At 35.4% G+C, this 21,540-nt stretch carries 18 protein-coding genes; 13 read left to right on the top strand and 5 right to left on the bottom strand.

Annotated features, from left to right (window positions below):
- Window positions 1-3: 3 nt before the first annotated feature.
- Window positions 4-429 carry a MarR family winged helix-turn-helix transcriptional regulator gene (locus REB14_RS06965; RefSeq protein ID WP_079240497.1) on the bottom strand — a complete coding sequence of 142 codons (426 nt, stop codon included), beginning with the start codon at window positions 427-429 and terminating at the stop codon, window positions 4-6.
- Window positions 430-1,232: 803 nt separating this feature from the next.
- Between REB14_RS06965 and REB14_RS06960 the strand changes: the two genes are divergently transcribed.
- From REB14_RS06960 to REB14_RS06950, 3 genes are read left to right on the top strand one after another with little or no spacing between them, the layout of a single operon-like run.
- Complete coding sequence (locus tag REB14_RS06960; RefSeq protein WP_145953203.1) at window positions 1,233-1,550, top strand: hypothetical protein; 318 nt, start codon at window positions 1,233-1,235, stop codon at window positions 1,548-1,550.
- 6 nt (window positions 1,551-1,556) lie between these two features.
- Entirely contained in the window at window positions 1,557-4,253 is a 2,697-nt protein-coding gene (locus REB14_RS06955) for a DUF6493 family protein (protein WP_309521846.1), read from the top strand.
- 3 nt (window positions 4,254-4,256) lie between these two features.
- Window positions 4,257-5,600 carry an SWIM zinc finger family protein gene (locus tag REB14_RS06950; protein ID WP_309521845.1) on the top strand — a complete coding sequence of 448 codons (1,344 nt, stop codon included), beginning with the start codon at window positions 4,257-4,259 and terminating at the stop codon, window positions 5,598-5,600.
- Window positions 5,601-5,682: 82 nt separating this feature from the next.
- Here the strand turns inward: REB14_RS06950 and REB14_RS06945 are convergent, their stop codons facing one another.
- Window positions 5,683-6,135, bottom strand: coding sequence for a VOC family protein (locus REB14_RS06945; RefSeq protein WP_309521844.1), 453 nt, complete (start codon window positions 6,133-6,135; stop codon window positions 5,683-5,685).
- A gap of 429 nt (window positions 6,136-6,564) precedes the next feature.
- Between REB14_RS06945 and REB14_RS06940 the strand changes: the two genes are divergently transcribed.
- The 5 genes from REB14_RS06940 (at window position 6,565) to REB14_RS06920 (ending at window position 12,106) form a co-directional block, all read left to right on the top strand.
- Window positions 6,565-8,082: a TROVE domain-containing protein gene (locus tag REB14_RS06940; protein WP_309521843.1), complete on the top strand. Its 1,518-nt coding sequence runs from the start codon at window positions 6,565-6,567 to the stop codon at window positions 8,080-8,082.
- 161 nt (window positions 8,083-8,243) lie between these two features.
- A complete protein-coding gene (locus REB14_RS06935) occupies window positions 8,244-8,906 on the top strand; it encodes a hypothetical protein (protein WP_309521842.1) in 663 nt (220 codons plus the stop codon).
- A 252-nt stretch (window positions 8,907-9,158) separates the two neighbouring features.
- Window positions 9,159-9,686 (top strand): DUF6584 family protein, encoded by a 528-nt coding sequence (locus REB14_RS06930; protein WP_309521841.1) that lies wholly within the window; start codon window positions 9,159-9,161, stop codon window positions 9,684-9,686.
- 344 nt (window positions 9,687-10,030) lie between these two features.
- Window positions 10,031-10,252, top strand: coding sequence for a phosphate ABC transporter substrate-binding protein (locus REB14_RS06925; RefSeq protein WP_079240504.1), 222 nt, complete (start codon window positions 10,031-10,033; stop codon window positions 10,250-10,252).
- Between the two features lie 1,014 nt (window positions 10,253-11,266).
- The gene (locus REB14_RS06920) at window positions 11,267-12,106 is read left to right on the top strand and encodes a hypothetical protein (RefSeq protein WP_079240505.1); all 840 of its coding nucleotides are present in this window, start codon (window positions 11,267-11,269) and stop codon (window positions 12,104-12,106) included.
- A 437-nt stretch (window positions 12,107-12,543) separates the two neighbouring features.
- On the opposite strand, the gene REB14_RS06915 is transcribed toward REB14_RS06920, so the two are convergent.
- Together REB14_RS06915 and REB14_RS06910 are read right to left on the bottom strand one after the other, a co-directional pair.
- Window positions 12,544-12,882: a hypothetical protein gene (locus REB14_RS06915; protein WP_079240507.1), complete on the bottom strand. Its 339-nt coding sequence runs from the start codon at window positions 12,880-12,882 to the stop codon at window positions 12,544-12,546.
- A gap of 10 nt (window positions 12,883-12,892) precedes the next feature.
- Window positions 12,893-13,321, bottom strand: coding sequence for a transposase (locus tag REB14_RS06910; RefSeq protein ID WP_079240508.1), 429 nt, complete (start codon window positions 13,319-13,321; stop codon window positions 12,893-12,895).
- A 619-nt stretch (window positions 13,322-13,940) separates the two neighbouring features.
- On the opposite strand from REB14_RS06910, the gene REB14_RS06905 reads away from it, so the two are divergent.
- Window positions 13,941-15,479 carry a SulP family inorganic anion transporter gene (locus REB14_RS06905; protein WP_309521840.1) on the top strand — a complete coding sequence of 513 codons (1,539 nt, stop codon included), beginning with the start codon at window positions 13,941-13,943 and terminating at the stop codon, window positions 15,477-15,479.
- A gap of 128 nt (window positions 15,480-15,607) precedes the next feature.
- Here the strand turns inward: REB14_RS06905 and fusA are convergent, their stop codons facing one another.
- Window positions 15,608-17,674, bottom strand: coding sequence for an elongation factor G (gene fusA / locus REB14_RS06900; protein ID WP_309521839.1), 2,067 nt, complete (start codon window positions 17,672-17,674; stop codon window positions 15,608-15,610).
- Window positions 17,675-18,300: 626 nt separating this feature from the next.
- Between fusA and REB14_RS06895 the strand changes: the two genes are divergently transcribed.
- From REB14_RS06895 to REB14_RS06880, 4 genes are read left to right on the top strand one after another with little or no spacing between them, the layout of a single operon-like run.
- The gene (locus REB14_RS06895) at window positions 18,301-18,969 is read left to right on the top strand and encodes an HAD family hydrolase (protein ID WP_309521838.1); all 669 of its coding nucleotides are present in this window, start codon (window positions 18,301-18,303) and stop codon (window positions 18,967-18,969) included.
- An 8-nt stretch (window positions 18,970-18,977) separates the two neighbouring features.
- Window positions 18,978-19,802: a phosphoribosyltransferase family protein gene (locus REB14_RS06890; protein WP_079240512.1), complete on the top strand. Its 825-nt coding sequence runs from the start codon at window positions 18,978-18,980 to the stop codon at window positions 19,800-19,802.
- The gene (locus tag REB14_RS06885; protein WP_047377805.1) at window positions 19,792-20,349 is read left to right on the top strand and encodes a TerD family protein; all 558 of its coding nucleotides are present in this window, start codon (window positions 19,792-19,794) and stop codon (window positions 20,347-20,349) included. The genes REB14_RS06890 and REB14_RS06885 overlap by 11 nt, the downstream gene beginning before the upstream one ends.
- Before the next feature lie 2 nt (window positions 20,350-20,351).
- Window positions 20,352-21,527, top strand: a complete 1,176-nt coding sequence (locus REB14_RS06880) for a toxic anion resistance protein (protein ID WP_309521837.1) — start codon at window positions 20,352-20,354, stop codon at window positions 21,525-21,527.
- The last annotated feature ends 13 nt before the right edge of the window (window positions 21,528-21,540 follow it).

Genomic DNA, 21,540 nt, shown 5'->3' with positions numbered 1-21,540 from the left:
TCATTATTGTATATTTCCTCCTAAATCAAATAAAAGCTCATTGACTATGCGTAGAGATTTACCTTTTTTGGATGAAAGAATTTCTTTAGTAATATTTTCGGCGCTTAGCTTAGCTTCTTCAAATATTTTTTTACCGTTAGAAGTGATGACAACATAACTTACGCGGGCATCTCTTTCATTGGTTTCTCTGGATACCAGTCCGATTTTTTCCAATGGATTCAATAAGCGGGTGACTCCTGATGCTGTAAGTCCTATTTTTTCGGCAAGATCTATTCTTCTCATTTTGCTCTCAGAGGAAGAATAGAGCACATAAAGAATAACAAAGTCATTGAGTCCCAGACCATGAACGCTCAGAGAATCAAATTTTCTGGCAATTACAGACTGTAATTTATTAATGTTTATTAAAAATAATAATTCTGTGCTTATCATTGATATGTGTTTGAGTTGTCAAGTATTTTATTTTGCAAATATATAAAATTTAGAGAATTACAATCCTGTTTTTATTATTTTAAAAAAAATTAACGTATTGATAAGCTAACCTGATTTGTTATATGGTATCTCAAATTCTGGAATTAAGACACCAAATGTTGTGTAAATATCATGATATAGTGCTTTTAATCACTTTTTTATTAATATATCTTTAAACAGGGAATTGTTTTTATATGACCAAAGGCTTTGATAGCTATTGTTTTAATTAACTTAATATTTGTTAAAAAAATCACTTTTATGGGATAATTTACTGTCTGTCAGTCATTTTTTTTTATTTTAGCCGATAAGAATGAGTTTATGCTTATTGATAAAGATTTTCAGGTGAAAAATTTAAACTGTTGACGTATTGTAAAACAGGAAACGAGTACAAATAACAGAATTCTGATATGACAAGACGCCTGTTGACATTGTCATATCAGAATTCTTTGATCGTTACATTCCTGATAATACTTCTTTTTTAAATACTTCATTCAATTTTATCAAGGTGTTTATGATAATAATCTGATGAGAATTTTACATATGGTATCCTGTTTTTCAGACTCTGCTTTTACAGGAAAAAAATAGTAAAACTTATTAAGTATTGTATATCAGTGTTTTATTTAAATATATATTATATTTCCGAATGTTTAGATGAAACAGAATTCGCTTCTCGGAAGAGGCTTTGTTTATTCCTGTTTTTGGGGCTGTTTAATACTGTTAATGCTCTGTGGTATGGCTTTTGAAGCCTTATAAACAGGATGTTTTTGAATAATTTTAAAGAAATGAAGTGGGGAACAATAATTGGTAAAAAGTTAAGTTTTGAATGGAATCAGATAAAAGGATTTATCAACAAAATTCCAAAACTTATCAATCTGATTATCAGTTATAATGTTGCTTCTGGAAAACTGCTGATACCCATTCTTTCAACAGTTGAAAAGACAGTTTTGAATGCTGAAAAGTTCTTTGGGCTTTATCATAAACTGTTAAAATCAAATCAGTCTGGGATGAAAAAAATTTTGTCAGACAACCTAAAGAATGGAAAAAAAATGAATAACCTGAAACAAATTTATACATCAAATTAAAGCACCATGAAAGAAAGACTTTATGAGATCCTTAATGAGGAAAAAATACATGAGATTATTCCCTTTCTAAAAGAGCTTAGTATTGAAGAAAGGAAAACACTGGTACCGTCTATAAAGAAAATGGACCGTGAGATCAGTAAAATTGTAATGACTAAAAACTCCTACCATACGGCAGGATCTGTGAATCAGCATTCCATTATAGATATTGCTTCATTTGTCTGCATGGACAAAAAGAATTTCGGTAAAAATTACTGGAGTCTTTTCCGCAATGTAGAACAAACTGATCAGATACTGGAATGGGGCTGCCCCGATTGGTTTTCAGACTTTATCAATGAATCAGTAGAAGCTGAATTTACAGCATTTAATTATAAGGATATTTTAGGATGGACAGAGAAAGGCTATGTACAACCTAAACCGGAATTACTGGGACATCATCTGAGTAATTATCCGGCAGATCTTGACCGCCATCCTGAAACACTCAATACTCATTTTTGGTATTTGTGCGAATTTCCTTCCAAATCTTTACCTTTCCGTAAAGAATGGTTTCCTATTGTTCAAAAGCTTATTACGGATAAAAAAATTGAAAGAAAAAGATTTCTGAAAGAGTGTCTTCTGGCTGCCAACAGGAATTTTAATAAAAATGTCACGGGTTGGTTTATGGATGCGTTTACCTCATTAAAACCCACGGAAGAAGAATTATCTGATTTACAGGATGAACTCCTAGCAGGGCTTGTTTCTTCACAGTCAAAAGCCGTAAATACATTATTATCACACTTGAAAAAAATTGTGGGAACTTCAGAATTTAAGAATGAAGAATTTTCACATTATCTTCCGAATCTACTAAGCTCTGAGGTAAAAACAGTAGTGATTTCCAGTCTGGGACTTACTGAAAAAATATTCCAGAGAAAGAAAATGGATCCGGATATGCTTGGAATGGCTTTAAGTACAGCATTTGTCAGTAAAGATGATGGAATACAATCAAAAGCAGCCAAGATCATCCTTAAATACATTCCGGCTTCAGAAAATATGATAGAGGCACTTTCCCATTATTCAGATAATATACTGACCAATGTGCGCCCTCTTTTGGTAAAATATATTGAAGGAAAACAACCAGAGCTTGAGGCGATAGCTTCGGAAAAAAGAGTATTGACCTCAGACGAAAATGCAGTACAGGTACTTCAGAAATTTGAAGATCTCATGTTCTATCTGCCTTTAGCAATGGACGATCCGTATAGCTATCATTGTGATATTGCTTTGACAGCGTTTATCAAATTTGCCGGAGACGTGGATGCAGAATCTGTAAAACTGGTGGAACCTGTATTTTTGAAGGCTTGTAAAACCATTGCGAAATGGGAAGTTCCTTATCTGAATGTTTTACTGTGCAATGCAATCATCAATTATGGTTTGGCTTTGATGGAACAATATCCTGTTCAGCTAAAGAATCTGGAAAAAATATATCAGAAAACCAAAGAAGAGGAAGCTGCTAGAGAGTCTTACTCCAATTATCAGAAAAAACTAGGTCCGATAGAAGATGTTGGGGCAGATTGCCCAGCAAGACAGGCTTTTAAAGATATTGCTATCTATGCAGTTGAAAAAATAAAATCCGGTGACAAACTTCCTTTGTTGTTTCCTATCACCCATGCACCTTGTTGGATTTCTCCTGTTACTTTGGTTGAAAGGCTTGAGAGCTATCAGAACAGCAATACAGAGCCTCATCATCTGGATATTCAGCTTGCTCTGCAACGTTGTGCTTTAGATGATACTTTAAAAGCTATTGCCGAAGCAGAGAAAAGATTAAAAGGTGAATATAAAGAATTACTGCTTTTCTTCTTTGGAAAAAATGAAAACCCGGAAGGTAATTTTATACATCCTTCATGGTGGATGACAGCGGGAATTACCCGTTCACCGGAAACTGTTTTTGAGGAATTTAAAAATTTCGGATATGATAATATTCCCACAGAATTCTTTTCAGGAGCTTACCAATGGAAAACCATTGACAATAAGAAAAACTCATACTATCCGGTAGAACTGAACATTACGATTCCAAAATATCATCTTGAAAAAAGAAAAGAACCTTTGTTCATGGAATATTTTGTTGCTGAACAGAAAGAGCTTAATGAAATTCCTGCGCTGATGCTTTGTTTCCCCAATACACCTGCAAATGCGTTGGCGAAAGTAATTAAATATTGCCTTTTCTATTCAGGAATTGCAGAAGTTTTTGAAAGAAGTCTTGTTCTGAATACTGCCAATACATTATATCAGATCAAAAAACCTCTCGATGAAATTGGGTATCTGTTTCTGGGGACTATTTTTCTGGACAGTGATAAGGCCATTCGTGGAACAGCTGCTGAAATTTGGCTTGAACATGTTTCTTGCCAGATGATGGATAATGCATGGTTGGGAAGAGTAATTGGTTTACACGAAAAATTGGAGTGGGCACCAGTGAAGAGATTGACCGATCTTATGCAGCACCACATGCTTAATATAAGTAAAAATCATAATGCGGCTCTTGAAGAATTGATTTTCAATATTTTACTTCAAATGGAAGAACCTGTTACCAATCTGAAAAGAATTCTGGAAATTTACCATGAAGTATTGGCATTGAACCATTCCTCAGTACACCAGGAAGTCGTTGAAAAATTAAACAGCTGGAAAGAAAACTCGAGTCTTAAAAAAATATGTAATCTTCTTCTGAAAAAATAAAACATGGAAGATATGCTTATTTATAGCTATTCAGGAGTATCCTCTTTAGCCAGGAGAGGTGCACTTGAAGAGTTATTTCTTGCTAAATACTGTGAGATTGACAAAAATACCAATGTTCCCTGTTTTTTCTGGGGAAATGTAGGACAACCCTTTATTTTAGCCCGATGTCTGATTACACTTTCTAACATTGTAAAATCCAGTTTTAACCTGTCACCTTTTCAGATGGTATTTCTTAAAGATCCCATAGTAACGGCAGGAAATGAAAGACTAAGGTTTGAAGGTTTTTCTCATTGTGCAGGAGTGTATGCAAGAGTAGATGTGCTACCTGAGGGATTGGATGGAGAGTTTCTTGAAAACGGTACAACGAATGTGGATTTCAATCAGCCTATGATAACGGCTTTGGGAAGCATCTGTCCGAATGAAAAAATTATGCTTTCTGTAGGACAAAAAGAAGTTGGGTTATACAAGGAGGGAAGTAAGGTCATAGAAAGAAAAGTACCATTGCCTGCTAAATGGATCAAAGGACTGGGAACTGTTCAGGTGTACTTATCAGAGTCAGAAAAGCGTCATACCTTCAATAAAATCCAGACACAGCAATTGTTTAGAGGAATGCCTAAAGGAGTGGTGAAGTCAGATTATTATTTAATTGTGAGAGGAAATAAACCTATTTTTTCTCCGGTAAAATCTGCAGATTCTGTTTGTATAGGAGGACTTCACAGACTACGTCTATTAGAATCTCTTCTTCCTTATATTGATGGTATGCAGGTTTTCGCACATGCTAATATGCAGTCTACCACATGGCAACTCAATATGGGAAATATCCGGTTTAGTTTTTCTTTATCGAGAGAATGCTGGAGAGGTTTTCCAGGTGAAGGTGCGGTGTTGGATAGTCTGATCTCAGATGTTCCTGATGAATGGATTGATGCGTTGGATAAATATGCCTTTGCCAATCAGACTTTTAATCCTGGCAGATTTGCTTTGGAAGAGAATATCAGTTTTGACAAAGTTGAAAATATTACTGGCAGACTCGCTGCAATGGGATTACTGGGTTACGATCTTAATGACAGAGAATTTTTTTATCGTAGACTTCCCTTTAAATTAAGCCGTATTATCGGACTCAATCCCCGCTTAAAAAATGCAGAAAAACTGATAGAAGACGGAAAAGTTGAGATTTTAAATAATAATAAAGAAAGGACAGAAGCCAGAGTAAAAGGAACTGGTGTGCATCATACAGTAATTATTCAAGAAGAAAAAGAACGTTGTACCTGCGAGTGGTTCAGTAAGTATCAAGGGGAGAGAGGTCCTTGTAAACATGTGTTGGCAGTAAAAAAACTAATCAATGTTTAAATACTGCTGATGCTCATCTTATCATTTTGTTGGCCAGCACAAAACAGCAACATCTTGCGCGACTGTGTTGTATTAACTTTTATTAATTGTCAGTCCACTTCATCCATTCTTCATAGCTAAGTACTCCCAATTCGGGTTTGCCTTCACCCTCCAGAATAGAAATAAATTCAAGCTGGTTTCCATCTGGATCATTAAAATAAATAGCCAATGCAGGCATCCATGCAAATACCATAGGCTCTACAGTTCCGTTTTTCAGAAAATTGTAAGGTTTTAAATCTTTTTTTTCAAGAAACTCCACAGAATAATTCAAAATATCCTCCTTACTGCTGGAAAAAGCAAAATGTCTGGTCTGAAGATTCTCCTTCTGCTCCCACAGCCCCAGCATAAAATCTTTTCCTTCTCCCGCCCATAAAAAAGCAATAGGTCTGGTTTCATCCCTGTGAGCCATTTTCAATCCTAATACTTCTGTATAAAACTGTACTGCATTTTCCAGATTGCTCACCTGAATATGAGTTTCATATATTCCTTTAATCATAGTTTAATTTTAATAACAGCAAAGCTAGAAAACTCTCATCTGAAAATGCTCTATACGCGATTTCTTTAATAAAAATGAATGATAGAAGGATTTTATAATTAGGAATTAGGAATTAGGAATTAGGAATTAGGAATTAGGAATTAGGAATTAGATTGTCATTAAATATCAATATCAGTTTTCAACTTTTATTCAATAAGGGTGGGCTTTAGCCCACTCTTTCAAATATAGCCACTTTCATCCGGCTTTAGCCGAAACCTATCTAATTTAAGCACAAAATATCCAGCATACATTATCATTTAATCACATTTTAAATAAAAAATCTAAGAAAATTTTTATGCGCAAATAGATTGCGCAATACTGTTTTTATTTTGCATCAGAAATCAGAGAGGAGGTATCAACCTTCCCATGTTTAACAAAAAAACAGTAACCATGAAATTTAATTTTTTAAGAAAAGAAAATAAAGTAGTACAGAACTATGAAGGTGCAAAAGCATATGCCATGACACCCGCTGAAGAATTGTATAGTGCTGTTGTTACAACAGGACTGTCAGATGCCAATTATGAAAAAGGAAATGACAGATTGAAGAGAATCCAGTCTCTGATCAAAAAAAATGATCCTGAATTTGTGGCAAAGCTGGCCGTATATGCAAGAAAAGATATGTATCTGAGATCTATCCCATTGGTTTTGACAACTGAATTGGCAAAGCAAACTTCGGGTACAGATCTTGTAAGCAAAACAGTAGATGGAGTCGTTCAGAGAGCAGATGAAATCACAGAATTGCTGGCGTATTACCAGCTTGCCAACAAAAGAACAGATACCAAGAAACTGAACAAACTGTCCAAACAGATTCAGAAAGGTCTGGTAAAATCATTCAATAAATTTGATGAATACCAGTTTGCAAAGTATAACAGAAAAGCAGAAGTAACGCTGAAAGATGCATTATTCCTGGTTCATCCGAAAGCTAAAGATGAAAATCAGCAGGCTGTTTTCAACAAAATTGCCAATAATACACTGGAAACCCCTTACACTTGGGAAGTAGAGCTTTCCGTTTTGGGTCAGAAGAAATTTGCAAACGATGCAGAAAGAAAAATGGCCTTCAAAAACAAATGGGAAGAATTGATTTTCAGTAATAAATTAGGCTATATGGCAACCATGAGAAACCTGAGAAATATCCTGGAAGCCGGAGTATCACCTGATGCAATGAATAAAGTTTGCAGATATCTCTCCGATGAAAAAGCGGTATTCAACTCAAAGCAGCTTCCGTTCCGATTCCTGGCAGCCTATAGAGAATTAAAAACAATAGATTCTCCTTATCTGTCTTCAGTACTGGAAGCATTGGAAAATGCGGTGGTGGTAAGTGCTAAAAACATCAAAGGTTTTGGCTTTGACACCTCTGTAGTAATTGCAGCGGACGTGTCAGGCTCTATGCAGAAAGCCGTTTCGAGTAAAAGTAAAATATTACTGTATGATATCGGTTTGCTGATGTCTATGATCTTGCAGTCACAGTGTAAAAATGTGGTAACGGGTATCTTCGGTGACCGTTGGTTGAGGGTTCCAATGCCGAAAAACGGTATTTTAAGGAACGTAGATGCATTCTACAAACGTGAAGGTGAAGTAGGATATTCCACCAATGGTTACCTGATAATTGAAGATCTCATCAAAAGAAAAGAGCAGGTGGATAAAGTAATGCTTTTCACCGATACTCAAATGTGGGATAGCACAGGAAACAGAAACTCTTTCGAAGACGTGTGGAAAAAGTACAAAGCCATCGCGCCTCATGCAAAGCTGTATATTTTTGACCTTGCGGGTTATGGTACACAGCCACTTGATATCAGAAAGGATGATGTATACCTTATTGCTGGTTGGTCCGACAAAATTTTCGATGTACTGAATGCTCTGGAAGACAAAAAATCTGCCGTAAAAATGATTCAAAAAGTAGTGCTGTAACAGGCACTGCTTTTAAATAAAAATAAATATTCACGAACATCCTCAATATATTTAGGAGCTTAATCCCGCTTTCCACTGTATCTTTTTCGCCAAAGCTTTTTGCAAGCCATTAAGAAAAAGGATGCCGTTGCAATCGGGGCTAGAAAAACAAACGATACGCTATGAAACTCATTAATACCATTGAAATTAGTCCACTGAGATATGCTAAAGAAGAATTCGAACTGCCGGAAAGTTCTGATTATCCGGATCCTGAAGAGTGGTATACAAAATGGGAAGAAGTTGCTTCTCGATTGAATTTTAATTTTAAAACAATTCAAAAAGGATCTTATCTGGTGAATATTGAAGATATTGATGACGATAATCTAGAGATGATTGTAGAGGCCAAAATGGAAGACATGGAATCAGACGAATCTGAAGAAGATATTTGCATCATGGCTTTTGACGGTGGAATTGTATTAAAAATAGAAGATGAAATATTGATACAACCTAGCTGTTGTGGTGATATAAGCAATATTGAAGATTGGAGAAATATTTTTAAGATACCATCTTCAGAATGGAAAAGCCTTTGGATAGGCCATCCATGGGTGTTTTACAAATGGGAAAATGGAAAAGTCTGTTTCTCAGAATATACAGAATCCAATGTTGAAGACGTTGAAAACATAAAAATTGTTGCAGAAGTAGAAGAATCTGAACTCAAAGCTGAGTTAGAAAAAGTAGTCATGCAACAAATCAATTTAAAAAACAGAATAATGTCTGTTCTAAAAACACTGAATTGTAAATATCCAGAGAAAATTTCAAAACAATTGGCGGGAATTAAAGAATGACATAGGAAACGGAGGCGTTAAAAAAATAAACTATGCGAACGTTAAGAAAATTCTATTGTCTGAAGCGCGACAAAGAAATTGAAACGAAGAACTCATATTACATTCGCGCAAGTTTTAGAATTTTTAGTGAGCGTAGATTATTTTTAGCCGGAGTTTCCAAGTCTTGAACTTTTGGTTCTTTTGCTTCAAGGCAAAACGAACAGAATCAAAAACTCTTATACATGGTTACTTGGTTTAATTTAAAATAGTACTATGGGTAATTTAATGTTCAGAATTGAACAGGATCTTAAAGCAGGCAGAAAGAAAAAAGCATGTGACAGGCTAAGAAATATGATCAATCAGTTTCCCAATGATATTTCCCTGAGAAAAAAATTAGGACAGATTTATTTTGAAGCAGGATTTCTTGATGAAGCAGGTAAATTTTGGATTCTATGTACTCCAGAGAATAATGAAATGAAAAATGCTGTGGAGATTTACAGAAAATCATTAAGCAAGTCAGGAAGCGCAATTCTAAAAGATATTGTTTTCAGAGGAGACAAAGATTGTCTTGATGAGTATGCTATAAAAGTAATGGCTGAACTTGAGCAGGATAGTTTCAAAGCCACAAAGCATATTCCTGTTTTTAAAGCTAAAATAAGAGAAAAGGGAAAATATTCAGAAAGTCAAACAGGTTTTCTAAGTACACTTGGAACTTTTTTATTCGTTGGATCAATTATTTTGATCCCTATTCTCGGAATATATAAACTGTTTGAATTGATAAAATCATTTTTCTTTCAATAAAAAAATAAACTACGTAAAAAGATTGCGTACATGTAATATAATTTTGCAGTGTTAATACTATCGGTGCCGTTAAAAAGACATTCTTCGATTCCAAAAACAGACAGAGTCTTTCACATGATTGCCCGCTAGCTAACCAATGCCGTCGATAAGAGTTTCATCGTCAACTTCCAATTGAATATCATTTACTCTTATTATTAATTTGCTTGGTTTTTTAATAAAAAAATAAGTGTGTAAAAAGAATGCGGACTAGCCATATAAATTTGCAAAATATAAAACGAATAATTATGATTCATCATAAACCAAATTTAAAAGGAACACTGTATTGAGGTTAATACTCAATACTTATGAAAAAAATTAAAAAAGTAAGAAAGAAATTCGGATTCAATGAATATGAATTGACTGACTTTCCGAAGAAAATTTCCGGTGTACAGATTTCAAGAATCTTGTACGGGAATGAAATGGGTTGTTCGTACTGTTTTCCACACGGTTATGAAGTGGTGAATGCAAAGTACACCAAATTCCAGAGAAACTGGAAGAAGTATAGAAGAACTCAATGGAAAAATTAAAATCAGGTGTCGTTTTGGAATCATACTTCGGGTTACTCCTTCAGATGCGGGTTCAACTCCGGCCATTCCTGTTGTAAACGGAATGTAGCTCAAATGATATAGCAGAGGGAAAGGAAAAGGTTCCGCCACTTTTACCCTGATCATATAAAAGACTGCCATAGGGAATACTTACTTCGGTATAAGTTGGTTCGACTCCAGAATGTAAATGATCTTGTATCAGTCTTTTTGAACCTAACTTCTTTTATTTAAATCACACACATGAAAAAATAATAATAAATAGGATGAAATATCCGGCGATGACAGCTATGGAAATGTGACATAGGAAACGGAGGCGTTAAAAAAATAAACTCTGCGAACGTTAAGAAAATTCTATTGTTTGAAGCGCGACACAGTAAAGGAAACGAAGAACTAATGGTAAATTCGCGCAAGTTTAGAATTTTTAGAGAGTAGAGATTATTTTTAGCCGGAGTTTCCAAGTCTTGAACTTTTGGTTCTTTTGCTTCAAGGCAAAACAAAATTTAAATAAAAAATAAGTGCGTAAATAGAATGCGCAGTGACAATATAATTTTGTAAAAAGAAAACGAATAACTATGAATAAACATAGAAAGTAAGTGTCGTAAAACAGAGTTACTTCTTTAGGGACGGTAATACAGGTTCGAATCCTGTTCTGCAATCGCAGATAGTAGAAATGGTAACACCCCGTATAAGTCTCTGTTTGATTTAATTACCTTACTAAAATAAAAATCAGGTGTCGTCTTAGAATCATACTTCGAGATTGAATAAACATTGGGTCGCAGGTTCGAATCCTGCCTTTTCCCCAGAAAAGGAGAGGTAGCTCAGCAGGTAGAGCAAATGCACGGAAGATTCTGAAAAAAATTACCTTGATTGATATAAAAGAGTGCCGTAGAAAAGGCCTACTTCGGTTTAATTTGGTTCGACTCCAGAAGGTCATGGAAATGATCTTGTACAAGTCTTTTCGAATCTTGCCTCTTTTTTATTATAAAATTAATAACAATGGATATACCAAGTAATCTGACTGAATTTTTATACTGGATTAAAGAACGCACAGAAAAACTGTGGTCTGTAGATGATGAAAATTGTCCGAAAGGATTTTATGGTGCCAGATGGCAAGGGCTTTCTGAAGAACAGATTGATCAGGTTGAGCGAAAATATGAGGTCAGTTTTACTCCTGAACATAGAGCGTTTCTAAAAATTCTTCATGCGATCGACAAAAAAGAAATTGTTGAATATGAAGATGAAGGAGAATTAATTACTGAAGAACGTGATTTCTTTTATAATTGGCTTGCTGATGAAAAGGAAGTTAAAGAAATAATAAAAGGTTCTTATAATTGGATGAAGTACGATGTGAATGAGAAGAGCCAGGTGTGGCTTAATTCCTGGGGAATAAAACCTGCATCTTTGGAAAAGAGAATAGAAGTTTTTGAAGAATGGTTTTCTCATGTTCCTGCTCTTTTACCATTAACAGGTCTCCGATATGTTATAAGTGATGAGAATCTTAAATGGAAGCCCATTATTTCTATGGGATCTTCCGATATTATTGTCATGGGTTGGGATTTTAGAACTTATTTATTAAATGAAATAGGTAACCATCTTGATATTCATATTGAGGTCTTTGATGAAGAAGATCAAATGTTTTATCCGGAACTTATTGATGAGGTAAAGAATATATTTAGTGAGAACTTTAAGTATGATGAAACCAAAGATATTCCTTATCTGAAAGAAAGGATTCTCTATTGGTCTTCCGGATTGAGTAGTTTTGGTTTAAGCTATCACCCTGAAAATGCCAGAGTTCATCCTATTGTTAAAACATATACAACTGAAGAAGAAAAATAAAAACAAACAAGTGCCGTAGAAAAATGTTACTTCGCTCATCACGACGGGGTCACGGGTTCGAGTCCCGTCTCTTCCACAACAAAAAACACAGTCTATAATAGGAAGAGTAGCTCAGTTGGTTAGAGCACGACTACATTATTCGCGTATTGCCTTGTTTTCATAATATGAGAAGCCGGAAGTGGGACGTTGAAAGATTTCTTTGTATCATAATTTTCTATAAAGTCAGAGAGATTTTCAGGCTTTAACCCCTTTCTTCTGCCCACTTCCAGCTTCTTTATATGACCATTTTGAAGTGTCGTTAGGAAAAAATTCATCGTAACACAATCATGGGAGGAATAGCGAAGCCGGTCACTCCGGCAAGGTTATCCGGTTCGACTCCGGCATACGTTTAGCCCAGTTTTTTTCCTTACTTTTACCTTTAAAAAAATGCCGGTAGATTACTTACTGGCATTTTTCATTGTATTTTCAAGCTCTTCTTCAAACATTCCTTTCCATTTTGAAAGCGTTGTTCGGCTTATTTTATATTTTCGTGACATATAACTCGTAGAATGACCATGCTTTTTTTGATACTGAAGCAGTTTTAGCATAGTCTGTCTGTCATAGGTTTTGAGTTTTTGATTTTCTCTGGACTGTTTGAACAGTTTTTCATTGAACTTAAGAACATCTTCGCTCGTATGAAGCTTTTCAAGAAGGTCTTTAACTTTTGGATCTTTAAGCTTTTCGGGATATTCCATCCTCAGCATATCCTGGTAAATTTTTTTGTAATTAGGGCGCATGTTTATCTGTTTATCCGTTTGCGTTATCACTCTTCTGAAGCCATCTGTGAAGAGTGCTTTTCGGAATAGAATATTCTTTAATAACTTCACTTTGAGTCATTTCACCAGAAAGAATTCTTTTCATAATAAAATCTTTGATTTCCTGTGTATAAATATTTTTCCTGAAATAAGGTGTTTTTTCGGATTTCTGCTGATTTTTATTAATGGCGGAAGGAGGAGCGTATAAAATCAAATGTGAACTGTAAAGTCTGAAAAAATCATATTCCAGCAATTTGCTCCATCTTAAAAGAAGATCCGTATCCATTGATCTGCTGTCATACATCATTTCGACAGCCTCTTCATCTTTACTTAAAAATTTACATATTCTCTCTACTGTAATTTCATTTTCATCAACTCTTTCCTTAATGAATTTCCCAATATGGATTTCTTTATATAACATTTTTACTAAATATTGTTCTTTTGTTTAAACTTATATATAAAAAAACGAGAATAGGTGATATATATTATCTTAGGTGGTAGGAAATAATTCACAGAAATTTGAAATTGATAAAGAATAGAAATTATGATTAAGAATATTAAAATAGCTTTCATAAGACGATTTATCTTATAAAAGTTGATCTTTATTTTGCCAAATATCTTAAAAACAGGTGGGTAGGGATCACCTTAATGTACTTGGATTATATTCTTTATTTTCAATGGTTTCCTCTTCTTCTCTTTCAAACTTCTTTTCCTGCCATTTGTGTGAAATAATATAAACCTATTAAGGTTTTATACAATTCTATGAGTTGAAGCTGCGGATAGGTTGATAAACAGCTTTTTACTCGTTGAATTTTTAATTAGTACCAAATAATTACTTATTCGCTTTCAAATGTAGACAAAAATAAGAAGCAAAAACAATCATAAATATAAAAATTACACCTTATGTGTTTATTTTAATTAAAATTAACATATTATAAGAACTGATGTGTGAATTATTCAAATTAGCAGATTTGTTCATGAGAAAATCATAAAAAGAAAAAATTGTATACCATCGTGACAGTCCATACCTTTGTCAATCAATGAAAAATACTATAAGCTTTTTCGATTTTTCAAAAAAAATCAATTATAAAAATGAGCTGCTGGCTGGCTTTACGGTAGCGATGACGATGATTCCCGAATCTCTTTCATTTGCTATCCTGGCCGGTCTTTCTCCGCTTACAGGTCTTTATGCAGCTTTTATGATGGGACTTGTAACAGCTGTTTTGGGAGGTCGTCCGGGAATGGTTTCTGGTGGAGCAGGAGCAACCATCGTTGTGTTAATTGCTCTTATACAATCTCATGGGATAGAATATCTTTTTGCAACTGTAGTACTTGCCGGAATCCTTCAGATGATGGTAGGTATTTTTAAACTGGGAAAATTTGTAAGACTGATTCCGCAACCCGTTATGTACGGATTCCTGAACGGGTTAGCCATTATTATTTTTATGTCACAAGTAGAACAGTTCAAAGTTACAGACAACAATGGAGCGGTAAGCTGGCTGCAGGGAATGCCTTTATACATCATGGCCGGCTTAACGGGCCTTACAATTGCCATTGTTTATTTTTTTCCAAAAATAACGAAAGTTGTTCCTGCCTCTCTGGTGGCTATTATCATCATATTTGCTGTAGTTCTTGGGTTTAATATTCCAACAAAAACGGTAGCAGATATTGCCCATATCAGTGGGAATCTTCCTAGTTTCCATATCCCACAGATTCCTTTTTCTCTGGAAACTTTACAGATTATTTTTCCCTATGCCTTAATCATGGCTGGAGTAGGTTTAATTGAATCTCTTCTGACATTATCTATGGTGGATGAAATTACCAATACCAAAGGAAGTGCCAATAAAGAATCCGTAGCTCAGGGATTGGCTAATATTACCAATGGTTTCTTTGGCGGTATGGGTGGATGTGCGATGGTAGCACAGACTCTGGTGAATCTTAATGCAGGTTCCAGAGCAAGATTATCCGGGATAATAGCATCATTGTTAATTTTAATCATTATTCTGTGTGGAGCACCTGTCATAGAGAAAATTCCTATGGCTGCTTTAGTAGGAGTGATGATGATGGTAGCCATCAGTACTTTCCAGTGGGTATCCATCAGGATTGTGAATAAAATGCCGAAGTCTGATATTTTTGTAGGAGTTACCGTAGCATTGATTACAGTGATTCTGCACAACCTGGCTTTAGCGGTTTTAGTAGGAGTTATCATTTCAGCATTGGTTTTTGCATGGGATAATGCTAAAAGAATTAGGGCGAGAAAATATGTTGATGAAAACGGAATAAAGTATTACGAAATATACGGACCTTTGTTTTTTGGTTCAGTAACAGCGTTTACAGATAAATTTGATCCGATGAACGATCCTGAGCAGGTAGTTGTTGATTTTAAAGAAAGCCGTATTGTAGATATGAGTGCAATAGACGCTCTGGACAAGTTATCCAAACGCTATAAACAGGAAAATAAAATAGTACATCTGCGACATCTCAGTGAAGACTGCCGGAAGATCCTTAAAAATGCAGAAGCTGTAGTAGAGGTGAACATCCAGGAAGATCCAACCTATAAAGTGATGCCGGAAAAATAAAAAAGGGGTCAATAAGTGAATTTTGCTTCGCAAGTGAATAGTGAGCGTAGCGGATTGACGATTAACAATTCACCAAACATCCATAACCAGACAAGGACTGTAAGAAAAAATCTACAGTCCTTGCTTGTTTAGGTTATTAATGTATTGGCGATAAAATCAGGCACTAAAGCATAGTGCGACAATTTCATGCTGATGGAAGCCCTTCCGCTTGTCAGCGTTCTCAGATCAGAAATATATCCGAAAGTGGAGGCTAACGGAACTTCCGCTGCAAAGATCTTTCTTCCTGATCTTTCATCAATAGAAGTAATTATTCCTCTTCTTCTGTTGATATCTGCAGTGACAGCTCCCGTGTATTCCTCAATACTTTGGATCTCAACCTGCATGATAGGTTCCAAAAATTTAGGACTGCATCCTTTTGCAGCTGCTTTGAACCCTTCTCTTGCTGCAATTTCAAAATCAAAAGCTGCAGAATCCTGAGCGTGGAAAGAACCATCCAGAAGAGTGATCTTCATATTTTCAAGAGGATATCCCTTCAGTGGTCCGTGTTCCATGGCTTCTCTGAATCCTTTTTCAACAGAAGGAATAAATTCAGTGGGGATAACTCCTCCTTTGATCATGTTGATGAATTCCAATCCATATTCATGATCATCCCTTGGTCCTATTTCAAAAGTGATATCAGCAAACTGACCGCTTCCTCCGTTTTGTTTGGAAAGCTTTTCTCTGTGAATTCTGGTTTCTGTTAAGACTTCACGGTAAGAAACTTTAGGTTTTCCCTGATTAATTTCAATACCATGGTTCAGACGGATTTTCTCCAAAGTAACCTCAAGATGAAGTTCTCCCAATCCACTTAATAAAGTTTCTCCGGTCTGTGGGTCTCTTTCAACCACCAAAGAAGGATCTTCTTCCTGAATTTTTGCCAGCACCAAACCGAAAGATTTCTCATCACCATTCGTTTTCGGCTCGATAGCCACTCTGATCACAGGAGTCGGAATTGTAATGGCTTCCAGTAAAATCGGTTGCTCTGTAGAAGATAAAGAATCTCCGGTTTTGGCATCCTTTATTCCTGTTAAGGCAACAATATCTCCAGCTTTAGCTTCATCCAGTGATAACGTTTTATCGGACTGCATCTGTAAAATTCTGGAAATTCTGTAGCTTTCACCTGTTCTTACATTCAGTATTGTATCTCCGGATTGTATACTTCCTGAATATACTCTAAGCATCGCCAACCTTCCCATATGTTTGTCGATCACCACTTTGAAAACAAGTCCTGAAAAAGCAGCTGCTTCATTTCTTTCCAATGTTACCGTTTCATCTGTATGAGGATCTCTTCCCTGCAGGTCAGCAAGCTGATCCGGAGCAGGCAGATAAGTGACCACAGCATCAAGAAGTGACTGGATTCCCTTATTTTTAAAAGCAGAACCACATAAAACAGGAACAGCTGATCCGGATCTGCAGACTCTTTGGACCGCTTCTGAGAGCATTTCAACAGAGATACTCTGTTCATCATCCATAAAGATCTCAAAGAAAGTTTCATCATATTCTGCCAAAGTTTCCAGTAATATTGTTCTGTATTCCTCTGCTTCAGCAATATAATGATCGGGAATTTCTTTTTCCACAATAGTTTCACCATTTTCATCTGTCCAGTATAATGCTTTCATTTTTATAAGATCAATGACCCCTTCAAAATGTACTTCAGCTCCAATCGGAATCTGAAGAGCAAGAGGAACGGCATTCAGTTTAGTTCTTATCTCATGAAGAACGGCGAAGAAATCGGCTCCAATTCTGTCCATTTTATTGATGAAGCAAATTTTGGATGTTCCATGTTTTTCAGCCTGGAACCAAACATTCTCAGTCTGTGGCTGTACTCCTGAAGAAGCACAGAAAACAGCAACAACGCTATCCAGAACTCTTAGAGAACGTTCCACTTCCACCGCAAAATCAATGTGCCCAGGAGTGTCAATAATGTTGATATTATACACATTATTATCTTTTTTCCATTGGGTAGAAATGGCAGCAGAAGAAATCGTAATCCCTCTGTTTCTTTCCTGGATGTCCTTATCCATGGTGGTATTTCCATCATCTACATTGCCGATTTTATGAATGAGTCCTGTGTAATAAAGAATTCGTTCCGATAAAGTTGTTTTTCCTGCATCTACGTGTGCTATAATCCCTATATTTCGTGTGTTGTATTTCATTTTGTTTGATTTAAATTGTTGATTTTTAGATCTGTGTTGCGAAAAGATTCTGAAAAAAATGCGCACAAAATACACTCCGGACTTATGAAGCCGGCAAAACATTTTTTGTATTTCGTATCAAAGGAAAATTTTCAGAGATCTTAACAAACAACAGAAGTTTTTGGATTTGTTAAAGTCTGAAAATAGGGCAGCAAAAAAGACCTATCCGAATAGACAGGTCTTCAATATATTTTTGGGTATAAAAGATCTATAGAACTATTCAGATAAATATTCAGTGCTGCCAAAGAACACAGCTCTGACAGGATTGCTTAACGTTATAATATTTATCATTTTTGTTGACATTGTTGATTTTTAATCGGTTGCGAAATTATAATTTTTTTTTGATTTCCAAAGAATTTTTCAAATTATTTTTTGTAAACGGATATTAAACACTTCGTAATCCATCTACTTTGAGCCTCTCAAATTCATAGGATTTCATAAAAATATCTTAAAACAGATAACGAACGTAATGCTTTTATGATAAATATTTTATCTTTGGGAAGAATAGTATTGTAAACACTTTTTGATGATTAAAAAATTTTAAATCTTTTTCAAGAAGCTAATAAAAACTTTTAACTTAAAACCTATTGAAAACAGATATCGACATCCATAACCACTGTCACTTTTCCTTTGACCTGTGGCTCACTTTAATCAAATCTCATCCTGAATTTAAGGCAAAAAGAGTTGAGCTGTTCTCCTCATTTTTCAACGTAGAAAAACCGATAGAGGAGGTTGCGAAAACCGTAAAATATTATGATGATCTTTGTAATACCATTAATGAAGTCACTGGAGGGAATATAGATACTTTTGAAATCTATCTGATGATTCTTGGTGCTTTGGATGTAGATGTAAAACAATTGAATAAGGAAAAGCTCAATGCGTTTTACAGTAAAAGTGAAGATTTATTTCTCGAGTATAAGCCCGTTGTAATTTTTGAAAATATCCACGATTTTTTTGAGGATATCAAAAATCAGGGAAAGACAATTAATATTCTGAGTAATACAGGCTTTATCAAAGGAAAAACAATGAGGAAATTTCTGATCCATGAAAATCTGGATCAGTACATAGATTTTCATATCTATTCTGATGAGATTAACTGTTCCAAACCGAACCCGCTTATTTTCCAGGAAGTGAAGAACAAGGTTAAAGATCAGGATTTGCCGCTGCATCAGATCCTGCATATCGGAGACAATCCGGTGGCAGATTATCAGGGAGCAAAAGACTTCGGTTTCAGTGCACATTTACTTAAACACTAAAAATAAACATGAATAAAAGATACAGCTTACACCACATTCATTCGGCGGATGAGTTCACTTTCTCACCTGCGGAATACAGCTATTTCAAGTATGGCGATAAGTCGTATGCTGAAAAATTTGCCAAAGAATTATTCGATGGATTTATTTCTGAAAATGAGGAGCTTTTAAATACCGATAAAGAGATTGTTGTGCTGCCAAGCCCTTATATGGCGATTCCTACGGCATCCAACTTTTTATGCTTTTACTTTAAAAAACACCTGGATTTTTACCTGTTTCAGAAAGGAAAGAAGTCAAGTATTTTATCAAAGATCAATCGTAATCATACATATATCACAGATTACGGGAATCTTAATTTTGAAGATCGTAAAAATCTGATCGCAAATGATACTTATTATATTGATAAAGATTTTTTGAGAGGAAAACTTTGTATTTTTATAGACGATATAAAAATCACTGGAAGTCATGAATATACGGTCAACAGAATTTTGAATGAATATGATGTGGAGGCGGACTTTATGTTCATGTATTATGCTGAACTGATGAATTTTGACCTTGACCCTAAAATTGAAAACTTTTTCAATTACTATGCAGTAAAAAATGTAAAACATGTTGCAGAAGTGATGAATAAAGAAAGTTTTCAGTTCAATACAAGGATTGTAAAATATATTTTAGGACTGGATTCAAGTAATTTTGATTATCTTACGTCTAAAGTAAAAAGAGAACAGATGGACCTGCTTTTGGAGCTGGCTATCAGTAACAATTATCATTTAATAAAAGAATACGAAAATAACATCAATACTTTAACACAAACGGAATTATATTATGGCTATTAACTTACAAAAAGGACAAAGAGAAAATATTAACGCACCTAAATTCACTGTAGGTTTAGGATGGGATATCAATAATACTTCTACAGGAACAGGGTTTGACCTTGATGCCTCTTTATTTTTGCTTGGGGACGACAAGAAATTAGTTTCAGATAATCACTTTATTTTCTATAACAACCTTGAGTCTCCGGACAAATCTGTAATCCACACAGGAGATAACCTTACAGGAGAAGGAGCAGGTGACGATGAGCAGATCAAAATTGACCTTACAAAAATTGATGATGCCATCAAAGAAATTACAGTAGTAGTAACTATCCACGAAGCAGATTCAAGAAAACAAAACTTTGGACAGGTAAGAAATTCTTTCATCAGAATTTTCAATACAGATACGAATGAAGAGATCTTAAAATATGAATTAGATGAAGATTTCTCAATCGAAACGGCTGTAGAATTCGGAAGAATCTACAACAGAAACGGAGAATGGAAATTTGAGGCTGTAGGTGCAGGACAGAGAGACGGCCTTGAGAAGTTTGTATCAATTTATCAGAAGTAATCATGGACAATCAGGAAAATCAACCCATAGATCCGCTAGGATCAATAGAACCTCTTAAAACCTTTGAACCTACTCCAATGGTTCCGCCAACACCGGCTCAGCCTGTTCAAAATGCAGCGCCGGCAGTGCTTGTGGATAGAGAAGGGAATGTAAATCTGACTCAGCTGCAGTCGGAAGAACGTGAGAAATATGAAGTTCTTGCAAACTCTATTGACGAAGCCAATCCAGGTTCTATCGTGAATTTCGGGGCAGAGCTTCAGAAAACATTAACCAACCAGAGTGACAGCTTCTTAGGAAATGTAAGAAGATCCAACTCAGGAGAAGTAGGAGGGCTTATCAATGATCTTTTGGTAGAGCTTAACTATGTAGATGTAGAAGAACTTAACGGAAATAAAGTGAAAAGTTTCCTGAGCAAATTACCCTTCATGAAAAAGGTAATGACTCAGGTAGAAAATCTGTTTGCTAAATACGATAAGATCATCAACAATATCGAGCAGATCTCTTATAAAGTAAATGCAGGAATCATTACTTCTACAAAGGATAATGCTGTCCTTCAGACCATCTTTGAAAGCAATGTGAATTCTATCAAACAGATTGAAGGTCTTGTGATTGCAGGAAATATAAGAATGGAAAGAGCTGCTGCAGAATTGGCTCAGATGGAAACGAGTCCTCAGAATTTTCAGGATTATCAGATTGCTGATAAGAGAGATTTCATTGCAAGATTAGACAGAAGAATGGCTGATCTTAAAGTGGTGCGTGTGATCATGATGCAGTCGCTTCCACAGATCAGACTGGTACAGAATAACAACGTTTCTATCGCTGAAAAAGCACAGACTATTCTTACTACTACACTTCCTGTTTGGAAAAACCAGCTTTCACTGGCTGTAGCAATGTACAGACAACAGCAGAATATTGAGATCCAGCAGAAAGTATCTTCTACTACAGAAGAAATCTTAAGAAAGAATGCAGAGCGTCTTGGTCAGAATTCAGTGAATGTTGCCAGAGCAAACGAACAAACTATTGTATCTGTAGAAACATTGAAAGAAACAACGTCAATGCTTATCAATACACTGAATGAAGTGAAACAAATCCAGAAACAGGGAGCAGATAACAGAAGAAAACTGGATCAGGATCTTCAGACATTGGAGCATGAACTTAAAGCTAATGTCAGAGGTTAATTTATAGAGTACT

Source organism: Chryseobacterium metallicongregator (genome assembly GCF_031324065.1).
Classification (GTDB): domain Bacteria; phylum Bacteroidota; class Bacteroidia; order Flavobacteriales; family Weeksellaceae; genus Chryseobacterium; species Chryseobacterium metallicongregator.
Note: the sequence above shows the minus strand (reverse complement) of the source record. Positions and strands in the feature narration are given on the sequence as shown.